Annotated in this window: 16 protein-coding genes; 9 read left to right on the top strand and 7 right to left on the bottom strand. The window is 62.6% G+C overall.

The genetic code is table 11. The features are described from left to right. Nucleotides 1-43: 43 nt before the first annotated feature. The 5 genes from BLU39_RS23005 to BLU39_RS23025 form a co-directional block, all read right to left on the bottom strand. Complete coding sequence (locus BLU39_RS23005) at nucleotides 44-445, bottom strand: hypothetical protein (protein WP_092717377.1); 402 nt, start codon at nucleotides 443-445, stop codon at nucleotides 44-46. Nucleotides 446-617: 172 nt separating this feature from the next. Beyond that, nucleotides 618-2,477, bottom strand: coding sequence for a DUF885 domain-containing protein (locus BLU39_RS23010; protein WP_217635105.1), 1,860 nt, complete (start codon nucleotides 2,475-2,477; stop codon nucleotides 618-620). Nucleotides 2,478-2,618: 141 nt separating this feature from the next. Then, the gene (locus tag BLU39_RS23015; protein WP_092717384.1) at nucleotides 2,619-3,107 is read right to left on the bottom strand and encodes a hypothetical protein; all 489 of its coding nucleotides are present in this window, start codon (nucleotides 3,105-3,107) and stop codon (nucleotides 2,619-2,621) included. Nucleotides 3,108-3,176: 69 nt separating this feature from the next. Beyond that, a complete protein-coding gene (locus BLU39_RS23020) occupies nucleotides 3,177-7,346 on the bottom strand; it encodes a DEAD/DEAH box helicase (RefSeq protein ID WP_092717387.1) in 4,170 nt (1,389 codons plus the stop codon). After that, nucleotides 7,343-9,286, bottom strand: coding sequence for a dipeptidyl-peptidase 5 (locus BLU39_RS23025; protein WP_092717389.1), 1,944 nt, complete (start codon nucleotides 9,284-9,286; stop codon nucleotides 7,343-7,345). The genes BLU39_RS23020 and BLU39_RS23025 overlap by 4 nt, the downstream gene beginning before the upstream one ends. Nucleotides 9,287-9,486: 200 nt before the next feature. Here BLU39_RS23025 and hemE point away from each other — a divergent pair, with 200 nt between their 5' ends. Continuing rightward, nucleotides 9,487-10,572, top strand: coding sequence for a uroporphyrinogen decarboxylase (hemE, locus tag BLU39_RS23030; protein WP_092717392.1), 1,086 nt, complete (start codon nucleotides 9,487-9,489; stop codon nucleotides 10,570-10,572). A gap of 841 nt (nucleotides 10,573-11,413) precedes the next feature. Further along, nucleotides 11,414-13,471 (top strand): primosomal protein N', encoded by a 2,058-nt coding sequence (locus BLU39_RS23035; RefSeq protein WP_092717395.1) that lies wholly within the window; start codon nucleotides 11,414-11,416, stop codon nucleotides 13,469-13,471. Here BLU39_RS23035 and BLU39_RS23040 read toward each other — a convergent pair. Continuing rightward, nucleotides 13,468-14,358, bottom strand: coding sequence for an ArgP/LysG family DNA-binding transcriptional regulator (locus tag BLU39_RS23040; RefSeq protein WP_092717398.1), 891 nt, complete (start codon nucleotides 14,356-14,358; stop codon nucleotides 13,468-13,470). The genes BLU39_RS23035 and BLU39_RS23040 overlap by 4 nt on opposite strands. Nucleotides 14,359-14,488: 130 nt before the next feature. On the opposite strand from BLU39_RS23040, the gene BLU39_RS23045 reads away from it, so the two are divergent. Beyond that, the gene (locus BLU39_RS23045; RefSeq protein WP_092717689.1) at nucleotides 14,489-15,937 is read left to right on the top strand and encodes a dihydrolipoyl dehydrogenase; all 1,449 of its coding nucleotides are present in this window, start codon (nucleotides 14,489-14,491) and stop codon (nucleotides 15,935-15,937) included. A gap of 165 nt (nucleotides 15,938-16,102) precedes the next feature. Further along, entirely contained in the window at nucleotides 16,103-17,224 is a 1,122-nt protein-coding gene (locus BLU39_RS23050) for an HD-GYP domain-containing protein (RefSeq protein WP_232731245.1), read from the top strand. A gap of 1 nt (nucleotide 17,225) precedes the next feature. Here BLU39_RS23050 and BLU39_RS23055 read toward each other — a convergent pair whose 3' ends face one another. Beyond that, nucleotides 17,226-17,711, bottom strand: a complete 486-nt coding sequence (locus BLU39_RS23055; protein WP_092717401.1) for an SRPBCC family protein — start codon at nucleotides 17,709-17,711, stop codon at nucleotides 17,226-17,228. A 209-nt stretch (nucleotides 17,712-17,920) separates the two neighbouring features. Here BLU39_RS23055 and BLU39_RS23060 point away from each other — a divergent pair, with 209 nt between their 5' ends. The 5 genes from BLU39_RS23060 to BLU39_RS23080 all read left to right on the top strand — a co-directional run bounded on the left by BLU39_RS23060 (nucleotide 17,921) and on the right by BLU39_RS23080 (nucleotide 25,566). Further along, entirely contained in the window at nucleotides 17,921-19,981 is a 2,061-nt protein-coding gene (locus tag BLU39_RS23060) for a UvrD-helicase domain-containing protein (RefSeq protein ID WP_092717404.1), read from the top strand. 95 nt (nucleotides 19,982-20,076) lie between these two features. Then, nucleotides 20,077-20,559: a hypothetical protein gene (locus BLU39_RS23065; RefSeq protein ID WP_092717407.1), complete on the top strand. Its 483-nt coding sequence runs from the start codon at nucleotides 20,077-20,079 to the stop codon at nucleotides 20,557-20,559. Between the two features lie 101 nt (nucleotides 20,560-20,660). Next, nucleotides 20,661-20,879: a SlyX family protein gene (locus BLU39_RS23070; RefSeq protein ID WP_034753936.1), complete on the top strand. Its 219-nt coding sequence runs from the start codon at nucleotides 20,661-20,663 to the stop codon at nucleotides 20,877-20,879. 153 nt (nucleotides 20,880-21,032) lie between these two features. Then, nucleotides 21,033-23,174, top strand: coding sequence for a M3 family metallopeptidase (locus tag BLU39_RS23075; protein WP_254789044.1), 2,142 nt, complete (start codon nucleotides 21,033-21,035; stop codon nucleotides 23,172-23,174). Nucleotides 23,175-23,412: 238 nt separating this feature from the next. Beyond that, nucleotides 23,413-25,566, top strand: coding sequence for a M3 family metallopeptidase (locus tag BLU39_RS23080; protein WP_092717412.1), 2,154 nt, complete (start codon nucleotides 23,413-23,415; stop codon nucleotides 25,564-25,566). Nucleotides 25,567-25,627: the final 61 nt, after the last annotated feature.

The raw sequence follows: 25,627 nt of genomic DNA on the forward strand, positions 1-25,627 counted from the left end.
CGGGAGCAGCGGCTTTTTTATCGCCAGGAAAGTGCGTGTATGCCTATTGCAGCATCAGTTTGCTGAGGATGCCCAGGTTGAGCAGGATCAGGGTACTCATCATCCAATAGACGTGTTTCATGTCCGCGCCATGGCGCAAGTCCATGCGTTCCAGACGGGCATCGACTTTTTGCTCCAATGCCTCTAATTTGGTATCGAATCTATGTTCCAGCGCATCGATCTTCACCTCCAGGGCACCGACCTTGGTATCGACGTTGTGCGACACCAGCTTGATTTCCCCCAGCAGATTGCGCTCCAGCGCCGCCAGTTCGCCATGTACGACGACAGCCGAACCCAGCACGTCGCCCAAGGCCGTGGCATGGGCCTCTGCCTGCTGTGTGGGCACGCCGGCCGAGGCAAGGCGCTTGGCGTAATCGAGGGTGTCGAACTGGATGGGCATATGCATGGACGCTCCTGATATCCAGCCTAGCAGGAAAATCGGCAATTGCCAGTGAGGAGTGCTGTGGCGCCTGCCTTCCCGTCAGCTTAATGGACAGACACGCCGCTGGTTTGCGGCGGCGCAAACGCATGCAAAAAGGGCGCCGCGGCGCCCTTTGCAAGCAGAGGATGCGTACGAGTTAATTCATCAGTTCCTTGATGACTTTCACGGGTGCGCTGCCGTAGCTGAGGAATTGCTCATGGAAATCCTTCAGCACGAATTTGTTGCCCAGCGCTTGCTTGCGCTGTTCGCGCAAATCCATGATTTCGCTGTAGCCGCTGAAATAGCTGGTCAGTTGCACCGAGCTCAGCTGCACACGGCGCCATTTTTCCTTCGCTTCACGCTGGGTCTGGAAGGCCTGGCGCGTCAGCAGGTCGAGCGCTTGCGCTTCCGTCATGCCCAGCACGTGCACGCTGTAGTCGAGGATGGTGTTGGTGACGCTGCGCAAATTCCACTTCGAATACATCAGCCACATTTCCGGCGCGTTGTTGCCATAGCCCGATTCGAGCATCATGCGCTCGCCATACACGGCCCAGCCTTCGATCATGGCGCCGTTGCCGAAGATCGATTTGACCAAGGATGGCGATTTGTTCGCATACACGAGCTGCGTGTAGTGGCCGGGAATGGCTTCGTGGATATTCAGGATCTGCAAGATCCAGTGGTTGTATTCGCGCAAGCTGCTTTCCGCCTGTTCCGGCGTTTCGCCATCGAGCGGCGTCACGTTGTAATAGGTGCGGTCCTGCGGGCGGTACGGGCCGGGCGCCTCGATGCTGGCGCCGGCCACGCCGCGCTGGTAAGCGGGCGTTTCACGCACGACGAGGGGCTTTTTCGGGTCCATCGTCAGCAGGTTGTGGCTGCTCACCCATTCCTGCAGTTCCGGGATCTGGCGGCGAATTTCCGGCACGAAATCGGCGGCCGCCACGTGGTTGCTCGACAGCTTGTCGATCACCATGCCGATCTTCGCCGTGCGGTCCGCCGGCTTGGCCGTGCTGCCCATGGTTTTCACCCACAGCTCGTCGGACAGGCTATCCATGTGCTCGAGCAGCTTTTCGCGCGCGGCCAGGGCCTTCTGGTACATCTGCTCGGCGCTCACGCTGGCCTGGATATCGTAGGCAAATTTTTGCTCATACAAATCCTTGCCGATGCGGAAGGAGCGCGCATTGCCGTTCTGCGCCAGCGCCGCATCCTGCTCCGTCAGCCAGGCCGCATAGCCTTGCACGGCCGTGCGGGCGGCGGCGATGCGCGCGTTGTACAGCTGCTTTTCCGTCGGTGTCAGGATGGAGCCCTGTGCCGTCTTGTTCAGGTCGTCAAGCACGCTGAGCACGCCGGCGCTCTGGGCGATGGCCAGCTGCGTGTGTTCGCGCGTGGGATTGACGATGCTGGCGCGCGCGGCCGCGTAGTATTGCGGCACGGTGGCGATGCGCTTGAGCAAGGTGCGCAGGCGCTGCGGCTGGGCCGCGTATTCCGTGTTCAGGATGAAATCGATGGAACCGGCCACGTTGTACTGGGCGGGATTCCATTCGAATTCGCGGAAGGTGGTCAGATACCAGCGGTCCGATTGCAGTTTATTCGTCAGCAAGGCCAGGTCGGTACGTTGCTTGTCCGACATTTTTCCGGCATTGAGCTTGCCGAACTTGCCCAGCCATTCTTCGATGAAGGCCAGTTGCTTCTGGCGGCTGGCCGCGTCGGGAATGCTCAGGTTGGCGGCGCCATCGTACTTGCCGACGGAAATCGCGCTTTCCGGGTCCAGGCGCCACAGGGCCGTGAGGAACTGGCCGCTCAGGTTATTCATGGAACGGTCGCTGCTGTTCTCGCTGGCAACGGCAGCGACCGTAGCTGCCGTGGCCGCCGTGACGACGGCCGCTTTCTTGGCGCTGGTTTTCTTCTTGCTGCTGCTGGTGCCGGCCTTGCCGCTTTTCTGCGGCTTCTTGGCGGCGCTGGCCGGTGTCAGGGTAAAAGCCATCATCAATGCGGCGAGCGCAACTTTATTTTTTATCAGCATAGTTTATCTCTTGAATATTTTGTTGTTTGTTATTATCATAAAATAATAAACTAATAATATGGCTAACAAACAACTATTGAAAGGTTGGCCTTGCTTGCCTGGGCGGCCCAAAGGTTAGCACTAATTGCCCCTGCGGCGCTAGACGATGATGGCGCTGCCGTGCAGCAGTTCCTGGTGGCGCGCATTGATGGCCGCCACGGCATCCTTGCCGCGCGCCATGCCGGTGGCGTGGATTTCGATGTCTTGCGTATAGCGCTGGCTGACGCGCACAGTATAGGACTGGAACAGCCAGCTCCAGAAGTTCGTTTCATAGACGGCTTCATCCATGTCGCGCCATTTGACGCCCGTCAGTTTCTTTTTCCACGGCAAGATGCCGGAGGCCAGCCACACGCCCGCCTCATCAATATACAGCTGATAGCTGCGTATCGTCAGCAGGCGGTAGCCGACGATCAGGGCCGAACCGATCAGCACGATGAAGGCGGCGCGCGTGTTGTACTTGAAGGCCAGCGGCAGGGCGGCAAAAAACAGCAGCACGGCAATGAGGAAGGTGCTGACGTAGGCGGTCCAGGATTTGCCGCACAAAAAGGTGGCGCGCTGGCCGGCGCTGGTGGCGATAAAGTCGGTCATGGCGTGGCATCAAAACAGGGAAAAACGATCATCGCATGGAACGCGGCTTGCCCGTGCATTTTTTCAAGCTCATGGCTTCAACCCGTCCTGCAGCATGGCCAGCATGTCATGGGCCGACATGCGCGCGGCCGCGTCGCTGCCTTCCAGCAGACTGTCGGCCAGGTCGCGCTTGTGCTGGTGCAATTCGACGATGCCTTCCTCGATCGTGTGCTTGGCCACCAGGCGGTAGATGGTGACGGGACGCAATTGCCCCATGCGGTGGGCGCGGTCCGAGGCCTGGTCTTCCACGGCCGGGTTCCACCACGGGTCCATGTGGATCACGTAATCGGCCGCCGTCAAATTGATGCCCATGCCGCCCGCCTTCAGGCTGATCAGGAAAACGTCGCCGTCGCCCGCCTGGAAGGCATCGACGCGGCGCTTGCGCTCCTGCATGGGCGTGCTGCCGTCGAGATACTGGTAGCGCACGCCATGCTGCTCCAGGTGCTGGCGGATCAGGGTCAGATGGTCGACGAACTGGCTGAAGACGAGTACCTTGTGGCGGTTTTCCAGCAAGCCCGACAGCAATTGGGCGAAGGCCGCCAGCTTGCTGCTGGCCAGGCCCAGTTCCGGCGCCACCAGTTGCGGATTGCAGCAGGCGCGGCGCAGTTTCATGATTTCGGCCAGGATCTGGATGGCTTTCTTGGATGCCGGCCCTTCCACCATGGCCAGCTTTTCCAGCGCTTCGCGGCGCAACGATTCGTACAGTGCCGTTTCCTGCGGCGACAATTCCACTTCCAGCACGATTTCCGTGCGCGACGGCAATTCCGACAGCACTTGCGTCTTGGTCCGGCGCAGGATGAACGGCGCGATCAGGCGGCGCAAGCGCAGGCGCGCGCCGGCCGCCGCTCGTTTATCCTGGTCCTTTTCAATCGGCCCCGCGAAGCGCAGGTTGAACTGGTCGAGAGTGCCCAGCAAACCGGGGTTGATGAAGCGGAACAGGTTCCACAGTTCGCCCAGGTGGTTTTCCAGCGGCGTGCCGCTGGCCACCATGCGGAAATCGCCTTGCAGGGCCATCACGGCTTGCGAGCGTTTGGTCGCGCCATTCTTGATCGCCTGCGCTTCGTCGAGCACGATCGTATGCCAGCGCACGCCGGCAAACATGGCCGCTTCCTGCTGCAGCAAGCCATAGCTGGCCACCACCACGTCGAAGGGCTGCAATGTGTCCAGCATGTCGGCGCGGTCGCCGCTGCCGAACAGTTTGATGTTCAAGGTGGGCGCGAAGCGCTGCGCTTCGCTGATCCAGTTCATGCAGACGGACGTGGGGGCGACCACCAGGGTGGGGCCGTTCGGCGCGCGCGCCAGGATCAGGGCCAGCGCCTGTAAGGTCTTGCCGAGTCCCATGTCGTCGGCCAGGCAGGCGCCCACGCCCCAGTGCGCCAGGCGCGCCAGCCATTCGTAGCCGGCCAGCTGGTAGTCGCGCAAGTCCGCCTGCAGGGTGCTGGGCAGTTGCGGTTGATAGTCGTCGAGGGCGCGCAGGCGCAGCAAGTGTTCGCGCCACAGTTTGTCGGCCTTCACGCCGCCCGCATCGTTGGCCAGCTCTTCCAGCGCGAAAGCGGCCAGCGGGTGGATGTGCACGCCGTCGGCATGCGCCTCGCCATACGCGGCCAGTTCCGACAGGCGCCGGTGCAGCTCGTCGCTGAGGGCCAGGAACTGGTTGTCGCCCAAGGCCACGAAGCGGCTTTTATTGTTCTGCATCAAGTCGAGCAGGGCGCGCAAATCCATCACCTTGTCTTCATCGATCTGCACTTCGCCGCTGGCGGCAAACCAGTCCTTTTCGCTCTTGATGTTCAAGCGCATCTGGCCGCTGTCGATGCGTTTCGACACGCGCATGGTTTCGCCTTCGGGCCAGGCCAGCACCATGCCGGCGGGGTCGAGCGCCTGCAATTCGACCAGCAGTTGCAAGCCCAAGGCAGGCTGGCCCAGCAGCCACTCGCCATGCTCTTCTTCCGCCTCTTCCAGCACCAGGCATTTACCAATGAGCTGGCGCTGCGCTTCGCGTTCCGCGTTCAGGTCGCGCCGCGCCTGCACGGCCCGGCCCGCCACGTCGGCAAACACGCTTTCGGCGCCGCTGCCCGGTGCGTAATAGGCGCCGTTGTCGAGCAACGGGCGCACCAGGATCTGCATTTTCAGGCCCTGCTGGTAGGGCAGCAGGTGCACGTGCAGGCGGTGGTCGGCCGTGATCGCTTCCGCGTCGCCGCCACCACCGCCGATGTCCGATTGCACGGTGACCATGGACGAGATGGCGCCGATCGCCTGCATCACCTGTTTCTCGGCATGCAGGGGCACGGACAGGCCCAGGCCCACGATGGCGCCGATGCGCCGGTGCTCGTCGAGGATGTGCACGACGCGCAGGCGCGTCGGCGTCTCGCGCTGCACCACGACATGGCTGCCGCTGTCGGGCAGTGGCGGCTGCATGCCCAGCCACAGCTGCCCCTCGTGCGACTTGATCAGGAGTTCGGGCGCGCCGGCGATCAGTTCCACGCGCGTGTCGGGGTTGTCGAGCCAGAACACGAGCGGGTGGCCGACGAGCAAGACGGCAGCCTTGTCCAGCTCGACTTCATAGCGCGGCGCCGACGAATAATATTGTTTGAAAGGGGCGATGCTGCCGGCCGCGCGGGCGTCTTGCGGCGTGAGGAAATCGATGTCGCCCGCTTCCTCGGCCAGGCGTTTGAGACCCATGGCGCGGCCCTTGCTCCAGCCGCCGCGCGCGTCGCGTTTCTGTTCGCGCACTTCCACGGCCGTCAGGCCAAAGCGCGGGTCGAACGCCACCAGCCACACGAGGCGCGACACGCCGCCCAGCGCTTCGGCGGGCGCGTTCTGCTGCAGGTTAATCAGGGCACTCAACTGGCGCTGCCACGCTTCCTGGCGCTCGAACCACGGCGCCATGTCCGTCAATCCATGCTGCGCCCGCTTGGCCGTGGCGTAGCGTTCCTGCTGCGGTTCGCCCATCAAGCCCAGCAAGCCGGCCGCCTGGGCCGCGATCAGATCGTAGCCGGCCGCGTCCGCCTGCTGCACCAGCGCTCGCAACTGGTCCTTGCGTTCGGCCAGTTGCGGCAGGGCCAGCCAGTAGTACAGCAGGGCCTGGAACAATTGCGGCTGCAGTCCCGTTTCCCAGCTGCGGGTGGAAATGCTTTCCGCCTGCTGCACGCCGGCGCGCACGAGGCACAAGGTGTTGAGTTGCTGGTAGACGATGCTGTCGTGGTTCGGCTGCGCGTGCAGCGCGATATCGAGATAGGTTTCCGCGTTTTTCAGCAGCTTGGCATCGTTGCCGCGCAATAGTGCCAGCACGTACAAATGGCCGCCGATGCCCGTGAAGCACAGCTTGCGCTTGCCCGCCTCCTTGCGCAGCCCTTTCAAGGCCGTTTCGAAGCCCGCCACGGCGTGCGCATGTTCGCCGCGCAACAGGGCGATGCTGCTGTCGACAAACAGCGCCTGCGGCCCCTGCTGGCCCGCCAGGTAGCGGGCGGCCGCGTCGAGTTCGCCGCACAGCAGGGCATCTTCGGCCAAGGCCAGCGGCAGGGCGGCGCCGATATGGTCGCCGGCGGCCGCCTGGCGTGCATGGTGGGCGCGCGCGTAGGTGCGGATGGCGTGCGCCGTGGCCGGTTCGCGCGGGGCGTTGCCCAGCAGCACGGCGAGTATGTCATCCTGCAATTGCGGCATGACGAAGGACAGCATTTCCGGCTCGAACGGGCGGCCGAAAATCTCGATCAGCGGATGCAGCTGCTGCGCTTCATAGCAGGCCATGCAGGCGGCCAGGATGGCGGCCACGTGGCGTACCTCGTCGTTGCGCAACAGGGCGATGCGCAGGCGCGCCACGCCTTGCCGGTAGCTGCGCAATTCCACATAGCCATCCCAGTTGCGGCGCACGGGATTGATCAGCTCGATGGCCTGGCACAGGTCGCGAAACACCAGATGTTCGATGGCCGCGCGCATGGCGGGCCAGCGCAGCTTCGCTTCGCAGGCAAAGCCGCGTCCCACCACCTCGCTGGCCAGCGCCAGACGCGTCAGCCGCTGCAGCATGTTCGTCACCACCAGCAGGGAAAACGGCGTGCCGTCCGGTTCGACGACATTGGCCCGCTGCAAGTGTTCATACACGGCGTGCTTGCCGACCGGTTCGCCCGTGATGGCCAGCAAGGCCAGGATCATCTGTTCGTGCTGCTCCAGTGCGGCGAACTCGTCCAGCAAATGGTCTTCACTCATGCGGGCAGATTATCGATATGCACGGGCGGCTCGCCGGCAGCCACGGGCAGGCCGAACACGCGCTGGTAGAAATACAGTTCCGCATCCAGGGTGCGCACGATGTTTTCCGCCTTGCGGAAGCCGTGTCCCTCGCCTTCGAGCGGCACGTACGCGACGGGCACGCCGCGCGCCTGCAGGGCGTCGACCATCAGCTGCGACTGCTGCGGCGGCACGACCTTGTCGTCCAGGCCCTGGAAGAAAATCATCGGGCGCGACAGTTTATCCGTGTGGTGGATGGGCGAGCGCTCGCGGTACAGCGCCTCGGCTTGCGGCTGCGAGGCGATCAGGTAATCGGTGTAGCGCGATTCGAACTTGTGCGAATCGTCGTCCAGGCCTTTCAGGTCGGACACGCCATAGTAACTGGCGCCCGCCTTGAAGACGTCGTGGAACGTCAATGCGCACAGGGTCGTCAGGCCGCCCGCGCTGCCGCCGCGTACGATCAGGCGCTCGGGGTCGGCCAGGCCGTTGGCAGCCAGGTAGCGCGCGCCGGCGATGCAGTCTTCCACGTCGACGATGCCCCATTGCCCGCGCAGCGCGTCGCGGTATTCGCGGCCGAAACCGCTGCTGCCGCCATAGTTGACGTCGAGCACGCCGATGCCGCGGCTGGTCCAGTACTGCGTTGCCAGTTTCAGGGTATTGCTGGCCATGCTGGTGGGGCCGCCATGGCTGATGACGATGACGGGCGGTAATGTTCCCGCCGGCGCCTGCACGTCGCCGTTGGCGGGTGCATAAAAGAAGGCGTAGGCCGTGCGGCCATTGCTGCTTGGGAAACTCAAGCTGCGCGGCACGGACAGATACTCGAGCGCGGGCAATTGTGCGATCGACTGGGCCAGCACTTCCAGCTCATGGTTCGCCAAATCGATGCGCGCCAGTTCCAGTGCGATGGTGGGGCTGCCGCCCAGCAGCGCGACGAAGCCGGCCCCCACGCGCAGTTCGCGGATTTCCTGGTAGGGGTGGGGGATCGGCTCCAGTTTCGCCGCCGCCACGTTCAATTGCGCCAGGTAGCTGATGCCGGCTTGGATATACGTGCAGACGATCTCGTCGTCGGACAGGAAACCGTACATGCTGCCGCCGAAGGTCCAGTGCGGCGTGGCAAATTCCGCTTCCATCGGGCACAGGGCCTCGATGTCGGCGCCGTGCAGGCGGTACAGATTCCACCAGCCGCTGCTGTCGGAGACGAAGTGCAGCAAGCCCTTGGGCGACCATTCAGGCTGGCAAATCGACTCGCGCGCGCCGCCGGCGATCAGGCGTGGCGAGCCGAGGCTGCCGTCCGCCTGCACGTCGGCCAGCCACAGTTCCGTGCCTTGCCACGGCAGGCGCGGGTGGTCCCAGCTGATCCAGGCCAGCTGGCTGCCGTCCGGCGACAAACGCGGCGCCGCATAAAAATCGTGACCGCGCGCCAGCACGGTTTCGCGCCCGTCGAAACCGACGGCCGCCAGGCTGTTTTCCGGATGGGCGTGACCTTCTTCCGGATGCTGTTCGCGCACGGCGATCAGGCGGGAACGGGCCGCATCGACAACGAAGTCCGCATGGCGCGTGTTGCCGCCCGTGGTGAACGCTTCAGGCGCGCCGTCGCCGCTCACGCGGTACAGGCAATTGTCGGCGAAATGCGAGAAATACACGGTATCGCCGGCCACGGCATACGCGCCGCCGCCATATTCATGCACGCGGGTGCGCACATTGAACGGTGCCGGCGTCAGTTCATCGACACGCGCGCCGCGCTGGCGCAGCAGGGTATTGCGGCCCGCCTCACTGGCGCGTCCGGCCAGCCAGTACACGTCGGCGCCATCCGCCTCCCCCAGGGCCAACTGCGTCAGCGGCGAGGCGCCGGCGGCGACGATGGCTGCGCTGATCGGCGATGGCCAAACGCCATAAGGGATGCTGGATGCGGTCGAGGTCATGCGGGCTCCGTGTAGTGAGGGGGATCAAGGGCCGCCAGGCAGGGTCAGGGCGCGCGGCGGCGTTCATCATCATAATGGAAGGGCAGGCACAACGAAAGCGGCGCGCCGCGCGGCAAATGCTGCAAAGCGGCACCGGAATCAATGATTTGGCGGCGATTGGATGCGATAATACCGCTTCTCCCAGCTATTGATTGCCTTCCATGCCACAATTTGCTCCGCTCCAGAATGACAATTTCCTGCGCGCCCTGCTGCGCCAGCCGACCGAGCATACCCCTGTCTGGCTGATGCGCCAGGCGGGCCGCTACCTGCCCGAATACCGCGCCACGCGCGAGCGGGCCGGCTCCTTCCTGGGCCTGGCAAAGAATCCCGATTACGCGACGGAAGTGACCTTGCAGCCCCTCGAGCGTTTCCCGCTCGACGCGGCGATTCTGTTTTCCGACATCCTGACGGTGCCGGACGCCATGGGCCTGGGCTTGTACTTCGCCGATGGCGAAGGTCCGAAGTTCGAGCGCCCGCTGCGCACGGAACAGGACGTGAAGGCGCTGCAAGTGCCGGACCTGGAATCGCTCGACTACGTTTTCAAGGCCGTCACGCAAATTCGCACGGAATTGAATGGCCGCGTGCCGCTGATCGGTTTTTCCGGCAGCCCGTGGACCCTGGCGTGCTATATGGTGGAAGGCGGCGGTTCGAAAGAGTTCCACACCATCAAGAAGATGCTGTACAACCGCCCGGACCTGATGCACCACATCCTGGCCATCAACGCCACGTCCGTGGCGCAATACCTGAATGCGCAAATCGATGCCGGCGCGCAAGCCGTGATGATTTTCGATTCCTGGGGCGGTGCGCTGGCCGATGGCGCCTACCAGGAATTTTCGCTGGCCTACATGCAGCAAGTGGTGGCGCAGCTGAAACGCGACAAGGATGGCGTCAAGATTCCCGCCATCGTGTTTACCAAGGGCGGCGGCCAGTGGATCGAGCAGATCGCCGACATCGGCGCCGATGCCGTGGGCCTGGACTGGACCGTCAACCTGACGCGCGCGCGCCAGCTGGTCGGTCATAAAGTGGGCTTGCAGGGCAATCTCGACCCGGCCATCCTGTTCGCCAGCCCCGAGCAGATCCGCGCCGAAGTGGCGAAAGTGCTCAACGCCTTTGGCGCGCCATCGGCAGGCGCGGGCCACGTGTTCAACCTTGGCCACGGCATTTCCCAGTTCACGCCGCCGGAATCCGTGGCAGCCATGGTGGAAGCCGTGCACAGCATGAGCCGCGCCATGCGCAACGGCCAGTAAGTTCCCGTTTTCCCCGGCGCCAAGGCGCCCAAGGCAGGCTTTCCAGCGGAAGCCTGCCTTTTTCTTTGCTGCCCCTTAGCAAAAAATACCGACTTATGCACAATTTTTTTTGCTGCGGAAATAAGAGGCAGTATAAAAGCCATGCCCGGGAAGGCTTTGCAAGTACTTGATTATTAAGAGATAAAAAATCCATTGTTCGGCGGACTTTATTGCATTTGATAAGGTTATTCTTTCGTTCGCTTGCCTTATTCCTTCATTGTCCACAAAGTTATCAACAGATTCTGTGGATAAAATTGAAAAGTATTTTGTTAACCGATACTTAGCGCCGATGTTCAAGTTTCACCTGAAGTGCATGTTGCAGTGCATGATAATTGAGCAATGTTTCGCCGCTCGACAGCTAAAACCGAACGCTTGCCCGGCAATTGTCAACTTTACTTCATGCCTCCTGTGTTTTCCCGGAGCGGATGCATCAAAACGGTGCTGATTTCTGTATAAATACATTACAAATGGTTCAGTTATGCACAGCGGCGGAAATGCCCTGTGGATTTATGGCTTCCCGGGCATCAATTTTTAAGTCATTGATTTTAATGCGTTAATTTTTCTTGCGTGCCGCTCTTGACGGCGATCAAAATTTTCTGTCCACATTTTTGTGAAAGTTAATTTTGCTTTGTCCACAAAGTTATCCACAGAATTTTCTTCAGGCACGATGGCACGCTGTCCTGTCCGCCGTTAGGCGTTTGACGGGCGAAACAAGTATCATGGCCCGCTGGCTCGATGCCTGACATCCCGCAGCGTCCTCTACCGTACGGCGCGCTTTTTTATTGAGATAGGCCCACCCTCCATGTCGCAGTGCATTTTGACGTCGTGCATCCTGAAAATCGCGCTCGACACGCCCTTGAACGCCCTGTTCGACTACCGCTGGAACGCGGCGGCCGATGCCGGTGCGGACGCTGCCGCGCCATTGCCGCAAGTGGGGCAGCTGGCGCTGGTGCCATTTGGCCGGCGCGAAGTGATGGGGCTGATCGTCGGCGTGTCCGACAGCACCGACGTGCCCGTCGCGAAATTGAAGGACGTGCTGGCCGTACGCAGCCAGCTGGCGCCCCTGTCGGAACAGTGGCTGGCGCTGGCCGCCTTTGCCGCCGATTACTACCAGCGTCCGCTCGGTGAAGTGGCGCTGCCCGGTTTGCCGAAGAACTTGCGCGTGCTCACCACCGTGGCGCTCGACCGCGCCATCAAGAAGCTGGGCAAGCTGGCCGACGCGCACGACGGCACGCCGCTGAACATGCCGGCCCTGAATGCCGCCCAGCAGGAAGCGGCGGACGCCATCGGCGGCGCGCAAGGTTTCAAGCCGACCCTGCTGTACGGGGTGACGGGCAGCGGCAAGACGGAAGTGTATCTGCAAGCCTGCGCCCAGGTGCTGGCGCGCGGGGACGATGCACAAATCCTCATTCTGGTGCCGGAGATCAACCTCACGCCCCAGCTGGAAGGCAATATCCGTGCGCGCTTTCCGGGCGTCATGCTGGCGACTTTGCACAGCAGCCTGTCCGAGGGCGAGCGCATGCTGCACTGGCTGGCCGCCCACCAGGGCCAGGCGCGCATCGTGCTTGGCACGCGGCTGGCCATTCTTGCTTCGCTGCCGAAGCTGAAACTGATCGTCATCGACGAGGAGCACGACCCTTCCTACAAGCAGCAGGAAGGCTTGCGCTATTCCGCGCGCGACCTGGCCGTATGGCGCGCCTGGCAATTGCAGATCCCCATCGTGCTCGGTTCGGCCACGCCCTCGCTGGAAAGCTGGCACCATGCACAGACGGGGCGCTACCGCAAGCTGGAATTGCGCGAGCGGGCCGTCAGGAATGCGGTGTTACCGCGCGTCAAGATCCTGGACATGGAGCGCGACAAGCCGAAAGATGGCCTGACTTCGCATCTGGTAGCCGCACTGAAACTGCGCATGGAGCGCGGTGAGCAATCGCTGCTGTTCCTGAACCGGCGCGGCTATTCGCCGGTGATCTGCTGCGAATCGTGCGGCTGGATCAGCAATTGCACGCGCTGCACCTCGTTCATGGTGCTGCACAAGCCCGAACACCGCTTGCGCTGCCACCATTGCAGCCTGGAATTGCGCATCCCCCGCCATTGTCCCACGTGCGGCAACGTCGACTTGCAGCCGCTGGGACGCGGTACGCAGCGCGTGGAAGAGGGCTTGCAGCAATTGTTTCCTGAAGCGCGCATCTTGCGCATCGACGCCGATTCCACGCGCAAGAAGGGCAGCGCGCAGGAAGCGTTCGACACCGTGCACCGGGGCGAAGTCGATATTCTGATCGGCACGCAGATGGTGGCCAAGGGCCACGATTTCAAAAAGCTGACCCTGGTCGGCATTTTGAATCCGGATACTGCCCTGTTTTCGCAGGATTACCGGGCCAGCGAACGGCTGTTCGCCCAGCTGATGCAGGTGGCGGGCCGCGCCGGCCGCGCCGCGCAGACGGAAGGGGGCAGCGTCAGTGAAGTGCTGATCCAGACGCGCTATGCGCGCCATCCGCTGTACGACGCCGTCGTCAACCACGATTACGACCATTTCGCCACCACCTTGCTGGAAGAGCGGGCGCAGGCGGCGCTGCCGCCCTACCTGTTCCAGGCCCTGCTGCGCGCCGAAGCGCCCGAGCTGGCCACGGCCATCGAATTCCTGCAGGCGGCGAAAGAGTGCATGGAACACCCGCAGGTGACCATCAATGACCCGATTCCCATGAGCATGACGCGCGTCTACAACGTGGACCGCGCCCAGCTGCTGCTGGAATCGCCCTCGCGGCCCGCGCTGCAGGCGTTTTTAAAAGAATGGCTCACTGAATTGCGCGCCATGAAGACGCGCGTGAAATGGTCGCTGGAAGTGGACCCGCTCGATATTTAATCCAGATAAGCGCGTCCGGCCCGGACGACCTGCTCGGACAGCAGCTTGGTAAATGGCGTGTCCAAGGCCCACGCATGCCAGCTCAGCGGCACGTCCAGGGTGCTGCCCGGCATCAGATCGACCAGTCTGTCCGTCGCCAGCGCTGGCGCGGCCAGGCGCTGCGGCATCAGGCCGTAGGCGAGGCCATCCAGGACGCAGCTGCGGCGCGCCGCTTCCACCGGCAAGGTGTGGTGGGGGAATGGTTCACGCATGTTCAATTGTTCAGCGAGGAAACGCGCCAGCAAGCCGTGCTGGCCCACGACGGCGGGCGCCAGTTGCACCGCCTCGGCAATAAAACCATCGCCGAACCAGTGGCCCGCGAACACGGGTGTTGCCACGCAGACATAACGCATCGCGCCCAGCGGCGTGACGCTGGTGGCGGCCGCCGCGTCGATGGCCACGCCGGATTCGGCCGCCACGCAGCCAAACACGGAACCGTCGCGCACCATCTGCAAGGCGCTGTCGCTGTCGGCCAGGCGCACGTCGAGCTGGCAGCGCGGCGGCGCCAGCAGGGCCGGCAAGGTGTCGGGGAACCACGTGGCCAGGCTGTCGGCATCGATGGCGATGGCGATTTCCGGCATGCTGACGCTGTTGCCCAGGTCGATGTCGAGCGACGCTTCCATCAGCTTGACGTTACGGTGATGCACGATCAGGCGCTGGCCCAGTCCCGTCGGCACGGCTGGCTGGCCACGGATGATCAGCAACCGCCCGCTGGCGTCTTCCAGCGCCTTGATGCGCTGCGAGACGGCCGACTGGGTGATGCCCAGCGCCAGGGCGGCCTTGTCGAAACTGCCATGGCTGGCCACGGCGTCCAGCACGGCCAGCGCGCGATAATCGAGTGATCCCATTAGCTCAGCTTATAAATTTTGAAAAAGATTAGTTATACTAATGCATATATTGCAGCAAAGTAAAACCTTATTTTCGGCAAACGGGTAACATCGAACGCTGTGAGCAAACCTCGGTGGGATGGATAGCATGATGAAGACGATACAAGTGGATGTGGCCGTGATCGGCGGCGGCACGGCCGGCATGACGGCGCACAGGGCGGCGCGCATGCAGGGCAAGCGCGTGCTGATGATCGAAAGCGGGCCGTACGGCACTACCTGCGCCAGAGTCGGCTGCATGCCCAGCAAACTCCTGATCGCGGCGGCCGAAGCGGCCCATGCCGTGGCTGCCGCGCCCGGCTTTGGCGTGCATCCGGGTCCCGTGCGCATCGACGGCCGGCAAGTGATGGCCCGGGTGCGCAGCGAGCGCGACCGTTTTGTCGGCTTCGTGCTCGACGGCGTCAACGCCATCCCCGAGGAAGAAAAGCTGCGCGGCCATGCGCGTTTTATTTCTCCCGGCAAATTGCAGGTCGATGAGCATACGATCGTCGAGGCCGCCAGCGTGGTCATCGCCACCGGGTCCACGCCCATCGTGCCGCCCGAGTGGCAGGCGGCGGGCGAGCGCCTCATCACCAGCGACGCCGTGTTCGACTGGACGGATTTGCCCGGCTCCGTGGCCGTGATCGGCAGCGGCGTCATCGGGCTGGAGCTGGGCCAGGCGCTGGCACGCTTGGGCGTGCGCGTGACCCTGTTTGCGCGCGGCAACAAGGTGGCGCAACTGACGGACCCGCTGGTGCTGCGCGAGGCGGACGCCGTGCTGGCGCGCGAACTCGATATCCGTTTCATGACCAAGGTCGCGCACATGGCAAAAACGCCTGACGGCAGCGGCATCCTGCTGACCAGTCGCGACGACGCCGGCGTGGAAAAAATCGAGCAGTTCGAGTATGTGCTGGCCGCCATCGGCCGTGCGCCGAACGTGGACAAGATCGGCCTGGAAACGGCGCAAATCGAGCTCGACCGCCATGGCATTCCGCTGCATGACCGGCACACCATGCAGTGCGGCAAGAGCGCCATCTTCATCGCCGGCGATGCCGACAACGAACTACCGCTGCTGCCCGAGGCGGCCGACGAGGGGCGCATCGCCGGCGAGAACGCGGCGCGCTTTCCCGACGTCAAGCCGGGCTTGCGCCGCACGCCGTTGACGATCGCCTTCACGGAGCCGCAGATCGCCACCGTGGGCGCCACGTACCAGCAATTGTGCGTGAGCCACGTGGGCCGCTTCGCCGTTGGCGCCGTGTCGTTCGGCAACCAGGGCCGCAGCCGTGTCATGCTGCAAAACCAGGGCTTGCTGCGCGTGTATGCGGAATTTGGCAGCAAGCGCTTTCTCGGCGCCGAGCTGATCGGCCCACGGGCGGAACACCTGGGCCACTTGCTGGCCTGGGCATGCCAGGCGCAGCTGACGGTGCCGGCCATGCTCGACATGCCGTTTTACCACCCCGTCATCGAGGAAGGCGTGCGCACGGCCTTGCGCGAACTGGCGCTGCACCTGGAAACAGACCCGGAACACGCGCCCGGCTGCGCCGATTGCACGCCCGGTCCCTGAATGCAACTTTATGATTTATATAATTTTGTAGACAAGCTCACATGATTGCGCGATCATCGCTGTCACATTGGAATATTGATTAAAAGCAAAAAACATTTCAATTGATGCACGCCACCCATGCCGCAATGGTAAAAGGGGGGAGCGGCTAGCGATGACGGAGACGATGTGAAGATTCGGCGCATTTACGCGGGAGAACTTGCCCTGGGCGTGGCCCTGCCCTGGGACGTGCACGGCGAAACGGGCAGCTTGCTGGCCAGGCTGGGCCATGTCATCAGCAGCGAGAACCAGATCGCATTGCTGCTGGCGCGCGGCGTCATCGCCGATACCAGCGCCGACGTGCCGCGCACGGCCACGGAAGCGCCGTCGGCCCTGCGCATGCTCAATCTCGTCACGGCTGGCCTGGCCCTCGTCTTGCCGGCCATCGCCGCCGGACAAATGGTGGCGCAGGCACAACTGGCGCCGCTGGCGCAGCTGGTGGAAGAGGCCGTCGCCCTCGACGCCGACGTGGCGCTGGCTTGCATCCTGCACAACCAGGGTGCGGGCGACTTTGCCGTGCGCCACAGCGTCGACACGGCCGTCATCACGGCCTTGCTGGCGCGCGCCCTGAAGCTCGACGATGGCCTGATCCGCAGCGTGCTGCTGGCCGCGCTGAGCATGAACGTGGGCATGCTGGAACGCCATGCCCATTTCCAGCACAAGGCGGGGCCGCTGGATGCGCAGGAGCGCGTCTATTTGCGTGCCCATCCGCAAGCCGGTGTCGACTTGCTGCGCGCGGCCGGCGTGACGGACGCCGTCTGGCTGCAAGCCGTGCTGCAGCACCATGAAAATATCGATGGCAGCGGCTATCCGCTGGGTATCACGGGCGAGCAGATCGGCGTTGGCGCCCGCCTGATCATGCTGGCCGACCGCTATTGCGCCAGGGTTTCGGCGCGCAGCTACCGCCAGCCCTTGTTGCCGAACGTGGCCCTGCGCGAAATGCTGTCGGCGGAAAAAGCCTCGCTCGATGCGCCGCTGGCGTCCCTGCTGGTGCGCGAACTGGGCATCTACCCGGTCGGCACCTTCGTCAAACTGCTCAATGGAGAAATCGGCGTCGTCACGCGCAAGGGCTTGAATGCGGCCACGCCCCACGTGCAATCGCTGATCGGCCCCCGCGGCGCGCGCCTGGACGTGCCGCTGCGGCGCGATACGCGCGTGGACTTGCATGCGATTCGCGAAGTGCTCAGCGCCGAGCAGGCGGGACTGCAGTTTCGCCCCGACCAGCTGTGGGGCAGCAGCGCCAGAGTTTGATTTAGTTCAGCAAGCCTGCATCCAGCCGTCCCTCGAGCGCCAGCTCGCGCATGACGCGCACCGTGTCGATATCGGATTCCTGGTAGGCGGAACGGCGGAAGTCGTCGTACAGGGCGTTGGCCTCGTCGGTGGCCGCGTCGTGGCCGTCGTCGTACTGGAAACGTACCCACAGGCTCGCTTCGTCGGGCATTTCGATGGTCATCACCAGCGAAGAGGCGCTGATATCCTGTTGCGCCGGCACTTCATAGCGCACCTGCAGTTGCGGCACCAGCACCACTTTGTCGTTGATGACCAGTTCGCCGTAGCGCAGGCTGCGCGCGAAACCGGTGTCGCTGCGCTCGCTGATATGGCATTCATCGAGGTGCGGCACGAACAGCTTGGGCGACTCTGCGCGCAAGACGAGGCCGCGCCACACTTGCTCCAGGGTCAAGGTGTCGATCAGCGGGTTCAAGGGATCGTTGATTTCAATCAGGTGTTCAAATTTCATGGGACTGCCATTCGGTAAGTGGGCGCGCACGGGCGATATAGGCGGAATGGTACTCCAGGCGTGGCCGTGCCGCACGCATTGCATGGCCCAAGATGGCGTCAGATGGCGATATATCAATGCCATTGCCTGTTTTTCAGGCAGGGCCCGCCATGCAAATAGCCTGCGCGACGCTGGTACAATGGGCTGCTGTTCCCTGCGGAAATACCCTGATGTCCAAAGCACCACAGTTCGGTCTGAATGCGCCTCAAAGCGAAGCGGTTACCTACCTCGACGGCCCTTGCCTCGTGCTGGCGGGCGCCGGCTCGGGCAAGACGCGCGTGATCACGCAAAAGATCGCCCATCTGATCGAAGACCGGGGCTACGATCCGCGCACCATCGCCGCCCTGACCTTTACCAACAAGGCGGCGCTGGAAATGCAGGAACGCATCGCCAAGCTGCTGAAACAGCCGCGCCAGGCCAAGCAGTTGACGGTGTCGACCTTCCACTCGCTGGGCGTGAAAATCCTGCGCCAGGAAGCCAATGGCGTGGGGCTCAAGGACCGCTTTTCCATCATGGACAGCGACGACTGTTTTTCGCTTGTGCAAGACCTCGCCATTACCACCGATAAACAAATCATTCGTGGCATCCAGAATGCCATGTCTTTGTGGAAAAATGGCCTGATCGATCCGGACATGGCCCTGGCGCAAGCCAAGGATGAGGATGAGGCGAACGCGGCGCGCATCTACCGCAGCTATGTGGCAACGCTCTCCGCCTACCAGGCCGTCGATTTCGACGATTTGATCCGCCTGCCCGTGGAACTGTTTCGCAACAACGGCGCCGTGCGCGACAAGTGGCAGCGCCGCCTGCGCTATCTGCTCGTCGATGAATACCAGGACACGAATACTTGCCAGTACGAACTGGTGAAACTGATGGTGACGGGCATCGGCAAGAAGCCGATGTTTACGGCCGTGGGCGACGACGACCAGGCGATTTACGCGTGGCGCGGCGCCACCGTGGAAAACCTGAAGACCCTGGAGACGGATTTTCCCGATCTGCGCGTGATCAAGCTCGAGCAGAATTACCGCTCCACCATGCGCGTGCTGAACGCGGCCAATGCCGTCATCGGCAACAACCCGAAACTGTTTGAAAAGTCGCTGTGGTCCGAGCACGGCCTGGGCGAGCCGATCAAGGTGCTGGGCATGCAGACGGACGAGCAGGAGGCGGAGCAGGTCGCCATCATGATTTCGGCCGACCATTTTGAACGCAAGAACAAATTTTCCGATTATGCGATTTTGTACCGGGGCAACCACCAGGCGCGCATCATCGAGCAGTGCTTGCGCAAGGAACGTATCCCGTACACGATTTCCGGCGGCCAGAGCTTCTTCGACAAGGCCGAGATCAAGGACATCATCAGCTACCTGCGTTTGCTGGCCAACGAAGACGACGATCCGGCCTTCATTCGCGCCGTGACGACGCCGCGCCGTGGCGTGGGCCAGTCGACCCTGGAAGTGCTGGGCGCGTTCTCGGGGCAGTGGCAGTGCTCGCTGTTCCAGGCCGTCTTCAAGGGCGGAATCGAGGCCAAGCTGACGGACCGCCAGCTGGGGCCGTTGCGCGACTTCTGCAACTTCATCAACGACCTGGAATCGCGCGCCAGCCGTCCGGGCGCGGCCGGCAGCGGCGACAACGCGGCCGAAGTGCTGGACGACATGATGAAGGAAATCCACTATGAATCGTATCTGTACGATGCTTTCGAGGAACGCCAAGCACAAAGCAAGTGGCAGAACGTGCTGGAATTCGTCAACTGGCTCAAGGAACGGGGCCGGGGCGGCAAGGACCGCGACGGCGAAGAAAAGAACGTGCTGGAACTGACGCAGATGGTGGCCCTGATGACGATGCTTGAGGGCAAGGACGAGGAGCAGGACGCCGTGCGCATGTCGACCCTGCACGCGTCGAAAGGGCTCGAATTTCCGCACGTGTTTCTGGTGGGCGTGGAAGAGGGGATCTTGCCGCACAAGGGCGACCCTGACGCGCCGGCCGAAACCATCGCCGCGCGCATCCAGGAAGAGCGCCGGCTGATGTACGTGGGCATCACGCGGGCGCAGCGCACCTTGCACATCACCTGGTGCAAGAAGCGCAAGCGGGCCGGCGAGCAAGTCCATTGCGACCCGTCGCGCTTCATCAAGGAAATGGAACTCGACGTGGGCGACGCCGTGCCGACGGAGGCGGAAGTGATTTCGCCAAAAGAACGTCTGGCGCGCATGAAGGCCTTGCTGGCCGCGCCGAAAGGCTAGTGTCGCGTGCCGGCGGCGGGTGCTGCCACCACCGTTTTGCCCGCAAATGGTACGGCGGTGCTATACGGAGTATCTTCCACTTTTTTGAGGCTGCCATGACCCATCCATTTGAAGCTCCGCTGACCGTGTCTTCGCTGACCCGTCCCGCGCTACTGTTCACCTTGAGCAGTGCCGTCGCCGGTTTGGGCTGGTGGCGCGGCGACTCGCGCTGGCCCGCCCTGGCGTTCCAGCTGTTGTCCGGCTTCGGCTATCCGGTCTTGCTCACAGTCCTGGCCATGCTGCTGCTTAGCGTGATGGCCATCAAATGCAAGGGTAGGCTGGCGCGGTTTGCCTACAATGACTTTGACAATCTCTGGCGTTATGCGCAAGCCACGCTCACACGTATCATCGCGGTCTTTGCCGGCATGATAGCGGTCGCTGCGGTGTGCTGGGCGTCTACGGGGAGCGCCAGCGCCATGCAGGTGGTTTTGTATGGCACCGTGTTATTGGCCATGGTGGTGTTTTACCTGTTGGGCCTGTCCAGTATGGCGGCTGCCCTGGCGCTGCGTGGCCTGCCTGCCGACCTATCCGCGAAATAGAACCTGGTCACGCTCCGCATCGTTGTCTACCGGCACGATGCGGTCTGTGTGAAGGCACGCGTTAAAATGCTCCCTTTCAGTCAGGAATCACCGAGAGCACCATGGACAATGCAGAACAGATGGAAGTACGTTTCGTCGATATCGAAATCAAGCTGGCGCAGCAGGAAGACCTGGTCGAGTCGCTGAACCAGATGGTGTACCAGCAGGGCAAGCGCATCGACCAGCTCGAGGCGATGCTGCACAAGTTGGGCGAACACGTGCGCGACGGGGCGCAGCAGGCCAATGGCGGGCTGGTCAACGAGCGTCCGCCGCACTATTAAAAGACATTTTCATGCGCAAGGCATGAAAACCGTTCATCACCGCCTGGCGCGATACCATCGGTAGTTGCTGGTGACGCAAGTGTTTCAGACTGTTATTATTTCAGGCTGGCCCGCGACACAATCGCGGCTCTCTTGCGTTTCTTGAAAGAAGACATGACCCGTCCAACTATGCTCGTCATCGCCGCCAGCCTGGTGCTGGCGCCTGCCGCCGCCGCTTTTGCCGCCACCGCTACCGCGGCGGCAGCCTTGCCCGCCTCGAACCCGTTTGCGCAAGCGAGCAGCCTGCCGTTCAACTATCCGCCGTTCGACAAGGTGCAGGACGCCGACTACGCGCCCGCCTTTGCGGCAGGCATGGCCGCCAACCTGGCGGAAATCAGTGCGATTGCGAACAACAAGAAGCCGGCCACGTTCGACAACACCATCGTCGCCATGGAACGCTCGGGCCAGTTGCTGGGCCGCGTGCGCACTGTGTTTTCCGTGATGTCCGGCTCGAATACGAATGACACGATCCAGGGCCTGGAACGCGAACTGGCACCGAAAATGGCGGCCCACAGCGACGCGGTCATGCTCAACGACAAACTCTTCAAGCGCATCGACACCCTGTACGCCAAGCGCGACAAGCTGGGTCTGGATGCCGAATCGAAACGCCTGCTGGAGCGCTACCACACGGACTTCGTGCGCGCCGGCGCCAAGCTGTCGGCGGCGGACAAGGAAAAACTGCGCGCCTACAACGGCCAGCTCGCTGCCCTGTCGACCAAGTTCGCCCAGAACGTCTTGAAAGAATTGAACGCTTCGGCCGTCGTCGTCGACACGCGCGAAGAACTGGACGGCCTGTCGCCCGCCGCCATCGAAGTGGCCGCCGGCCTGGCCAAGAAACGCGGCCTGGACGGCAAATACGTGATCGCCCTCGTCAACACGACGGGCCAGGCGCCGCTGTCGCTGCTGACCAACCGCGCCTTGCGCGAACGCATCATGGCCGCCTCGCAAGCGCGCGGCAGCCGTGGCGGCGAGTTCGACAACACCCAGGAAGTGCTGGAACTGGCGAAACTGCGCGCCGAACGTGCCGCGCTGATGGGTTACCCGAACTATGCGGCGTATTCGCTGGAAGACCAGACGGCGCACGACACCACCGCCGTGAACGCCCTGCTGGGCGAGCTGGCGAAGCCGGCCGTCGTCAATGCGCGCCGTGAAGCGGACGATATCCAGAAGGTCATCGATGCAGGCAAAGGCGGCTTCAAGGTGGGCGCCGCCGACTGGGCCTTCTATAGCGACAAGGTGCGCGCCGAACGCTACAACTTCGATGAAACGCAATTGAAACCGTACTTTGAAATGCACAGCGTGCTGACCAAGGGCGTGTTCTTTGCCGCCGGCAAATTGTACGGCTTGACCTTCAAGCAGCGTACCGATTTGCCCGTCTACAACGCCGACATGCTGGTGTACGACGTCTTCAATGAAGACGGCACGCAGCTGGCCATCTTCACCCTCGACCCTTACGCGCGCAGCAACAAGCGCGGCGGCGCCTGGGCGAATGCCTATGTGGGCCAGTCGACCTTGCTGGGCCGCAAGCCGGTGATCGCGAATAACCTGAACATCCCGAAGCCGGAAGCGGGCCAGCCGACCCTGATGACGTTTGACGAAGTCAACACCATGTTCCACGAATTCGGCCATGCGCTGCACGGCATGTTTTCGAACGTAAAATATCCGCGCTTCGCCGGCACCAGCGTGCCGCGCGACTTCGTCGAATACCCGTCGCAAGTCAATGAAATGTGGGCGCTGTGGCCGGAAGTGCTGCAAAACTATGCCAAGCACTATCAGACGGACGCGGCGATTCCCGCCGAGCTGCTGGCGAAAGTGACGGCGGCCGACAATTTCAACCAGGGCTACAAAACCACGGAATACCTGGCGTCGGCCCTACTGGACCAGCGCTGGCACCAGCTGACCCCGGCGCAAATCCCCACCGACGTGCTGGCCTTTGAAAAAGCCGCCTTGACGGATGCGGGCGTCGATTTCGCCCCGGCGCCGCCGCGCTACCGCACCACGTATTTCTCGCACGCGTTCGCGGGCGGCTACTCGGCCGGCTACTACGCGTATCTGTGGTCGGAAAAGCTCGATGCCGATACGGTCGAATGGTTCAAGGAAAACGGTGGCCTGACGCGCAAGAACGGCGACTGGTTCCGCAATAAACTGCTGTCGCGTGGCGGCAGCGCCGACGCGCTCGACATCTACCGCAACTTCCGCGGCCGCGATGCGAAGATCGAACCGCTGCTGGAACGCCGTGGCCTGAACGGCAAATAAACCGGCAAGCAAGTCGGATGATTCCGGTGTGAAAGCCGGGTCAATGAAAAAGGCCGCCAAGCAATTGGCGGCCATTTTTATTTGGAGATTTCGATTGCAAACCGTGGTAAACCGGGCATTTGGCGTGATGCACCACAGGATCGCCCATGTTGGATGACGCCTGTGTGACAGGCTGCTATGATCTGCCACTGGCCCGCGACGCGATCGCGGCTCTTCCCCGCGCTTTCAGAAAGATGTCATGATCCGTCCACAACTGCTCGTCATCGCCGCCAGCGTCATGCTGGCCCACGCCGCCCCATCCGCCATGGCTGCCGCCACCGCAAAATCCGCGCCTGCCGCCGCCGTCAGCGCCCAGAACCCCTTGCTGAAAGCCAGTCCGCTGCCATTCCAGATGCCGCAGTTCGGCCTGATCAAGGACGAACACTACGCGCCGGCGTTTGCCGAAGGCATGAAACGCCAGCTGGCCGAAGTCAACGCCATCGCCAACAACCGCCAGGCGCCCACCTTCGAGAATACCATCGTGGCGCTCGAGCGTACGGGGCAGTTGCTGCACCGCGTGCAGAGCATCTTCAGCAATATGACGTCGACCAATACCAATGCCGTGCTGGAAGCGGTGGAAGTGGACGTGTCGCCGAAACTGGCCGCGCATGGCGATGCGATTACCTTGAATCCGAAGCTGTTTACCCGCATCGACACCCTGTACGCCAAGCGCGACAAGCTGGGCCTCGATGCCGAATCCTTGCGCCTGCTGGAACGCTATCACACGGATTTCGTGCGCGCCGGCGCCAAGCTGTCCGATGCGGACAAGGAAAAATTGAAAGCCTATAACGCCGAGCAGGCGGGCCTGGAAACGGCCTTCGCGCAAAACGTGCTGAAGGAAACGAATGCCAAGAGCATCGTCGTCGACACGCGCGCTGAACTGGCCGGCATGACGGACAGCGATATCGACACGGCCGCCGCCGCCGCCAAGGAACGCGGCCTGACGGGCAAGTTTGTCATTGCTCTGGTGAACACCAGCGGCCAGCCGCCGCTGGCCGTATTGACGGATCGTAAGACACGCCAGCGCCTGATGGATGCGTCGCTGAACCGGGGCAGCCAGGGCGGCGAGTTCGACAACCGCGCCATCGTATTGAAACTGGCGAAACTGCGCGCCGAACGGGCCACCTTGCTCGGTTACGCCAACTACGCCGCGTATTCGCTGGAGGACCAGACGGCCAAGACGACGACGGCCGTCAACACCCTGCTGTCGGAACTGGCGAAACCAGCCGTCGCCAACGCGCGCCGCGAAGCGGCCGACCTGCAACAAGTGGTCGATGCGGAAAAAGGCGGTTTCCAGGTGGCGGCGGCCGACTGGGCCATCTACACGGACAAGCTGCGCAAGCAACGGTTCAATTTCGATGAAAACGAGCTGAAACCGTACCTGGAATTGAACAGCGTGCTGAACAACGGCGTCTTCTTTGCCGCCAATAAACTGTACGGCATCAGCTTCAAGCAGCGTACTGATCTACCGGTGTACAACCCGGACGTGCGCGTCTACGACGTGACGGACGCCAACGGCAAGCCGCTGGCCCTGTTCATCGCCGACTTCTATGCGCGCGGCAACAAGCATGGCGGCGCGTGGATGAATGAATACGTGTCGCAGTCAATGCTGATGGGCACGCATCCGGTCGTGGCCAACCAGCTGAACATTCCGAAGCCGCCGGCCGGCCAGCCGACCTTGCTGACGTTCGATGAAGTGACGACCATGTTCCACGAATTCGGCCATGCGCTGCACGGTATGTTTTCGAACGTGAAGTACCCGCGCTTTGCCGGCACCAGCGTGCCGAGCGACTTCGTCGAGTATCCATCGCAAGTCAATGAAATGTGGGCCGTCTGGCCGGAAGTGCTGCAAAACTATGCCAAGCACTATCAGAGCGGCGCGGCCATGCCGCAGGAATTGCTCGACAAGGTGACGGCGGCGAAGAAATTCAACCAGGGTTTCATGACGACGGAATACCTGTCGGCGGCCTTGCTGGACCAGCGCTGGCACCAGCTGGCGCCAAGCCAGATCCCGACCGACGTGCTGGCCTTTGAAGCGGCATCGCTGAAAGACGCGGGCGTCGATTACGCTCCCGTGCCGCCGCGCTACCGCACCACGTATTTCTCGCACAGCTTCTCGGGCGGCTACTCGGCCGCGTATTACGCCTACCTGTGGTCGGAAAAGCTGGATGCGGAATCGGTCAACTGGTTCAAGGAAAACGGCGGCCTGACGCGCAAGAATGGCGACTGGTTCCGCAGCAAGTTATTGTCGCGCGGCGGCAGCGTCGATGCGCTGCAACTGTTCCGTGACTTCCGCGGCCGTGATGCCACCGTGGAACCATTGCTGGAACGCCGCGGCTTGAACGCCAAGTAAGACGTCCTCATCAGAAGCTTGCGTTGCGTTGACCTGGCGCACGCAAGCTTTCCGTGCCGGC

The organism is Janthinobacterium sp. OK676, from assembly GCF_900103595.1.
GTDB lineage: Bacteria > Pseudomonadota > Gammaproteobacteria > Burkholderiales > Burkholderiaceae_D > Janthinobacterium.

Excerpts from the sequence above, each read along its gene's own strand:
- BLU39_RS23005 (WP_092717377.1), bottom strand. The coding sequence starts at position 445 with ATGCATATGCCCATCCAGTTCGACACCCTCGATTACGCCAAGCGCCTT.
- BLU39_RS23015 (WP_092717384.1), bottom strand. The coding sequence starts at position 3,107 with ATGACCGACTTTATCGCCACCAGCGCCGGCCAGCGCGCCACCTTTTTG.
- BLU39_RS23020 (WP_092717387.1), bottom strand. The coding sequence starts at position 7,346 with ATGAGTGAAGACCATTTGCTGGACGAGTTCGCCGCACTGGAGCAGCAC.
- BLU39_RS23025 (WP_092717389.1), bottom strand. The coding sequence starts at position 9,286 with ATGACCTCGACCGCATCCAGCATCCCTTATGGCGTTTGGCCATCGCCG.
- hemE (WP_092717392.1), top strand. The coding sequence starts at position 9,487 with ATGCCACAATTTGCTCCGCTCCAGAATGACAATTTCCTGCGCGCCCTG.
- BLU39_RS23035 (WP_092717395.1), top strand. The coding sequence starts at position 11,414 with ATGTCGCAGTGCATTTTGACGTCGTGCATCCTGAAAATCGCGCTCGAC.
- BLU39_RS23040 (WP_092717398.1), bottom strand. The coding sequence starts at position 14,358 with ATGGGATCACTCGATTATCGCGCGCTGGCCGTGCTGGACGCCGTGGCC.
- BLU39_RS23045 (WP_092717689.1), top strand. The coding sequence starts at position 14,489 with ATGAAGACGATACAAGTGGATGTGGCCGTGATCGGCGGCGGCACGGCC.
- BLU39_RS23055 (WP_092717401.1), bottom strand. The coding sequence starts at position 17,711 with ATGAAATTTGAACACCTGATTGAAATCAACGATCCCTTGAACCCGCTG.
- BLU39_RS23060 (WP_092717404.1), top strand. The coding sequence starts at position 17,921 with ATGTCCAAAGCACCACAGTTCGGTCTGAATGCGCCTCAAAGCGAAGCG.
- BLU39_RS23065 (WP_092717407.1), top strand. The coding sequence starts at position 20,077 with ATGACCCATCCATTTGAAGCTCCGCTGACCGTGTCTTCGCTGACCCGT.
- BLU39_RS23070 (WP_034753936.1), top strand. The coding sequence starts at position 20,661 with ATGGACAATGCAGAACAGATGGAAGTACGTTTCGTCGATATCGAAATC.
- BLU39_RS23075 (WP_254789044.1), top strand. The coding sequence starts at position 21,033 with ATGACCCGTCCAACTATGCTCGTCATCGCCGCCAGCCTGGTGCTGGCG.
- BLU39_RS23080 (WP_092717412.1), top strand. The coding sequence starts at position 23,413 with ATGATCCGTCCACAACTGCTCGTCATCGCCGCCAGCGTCATGCTGGCC.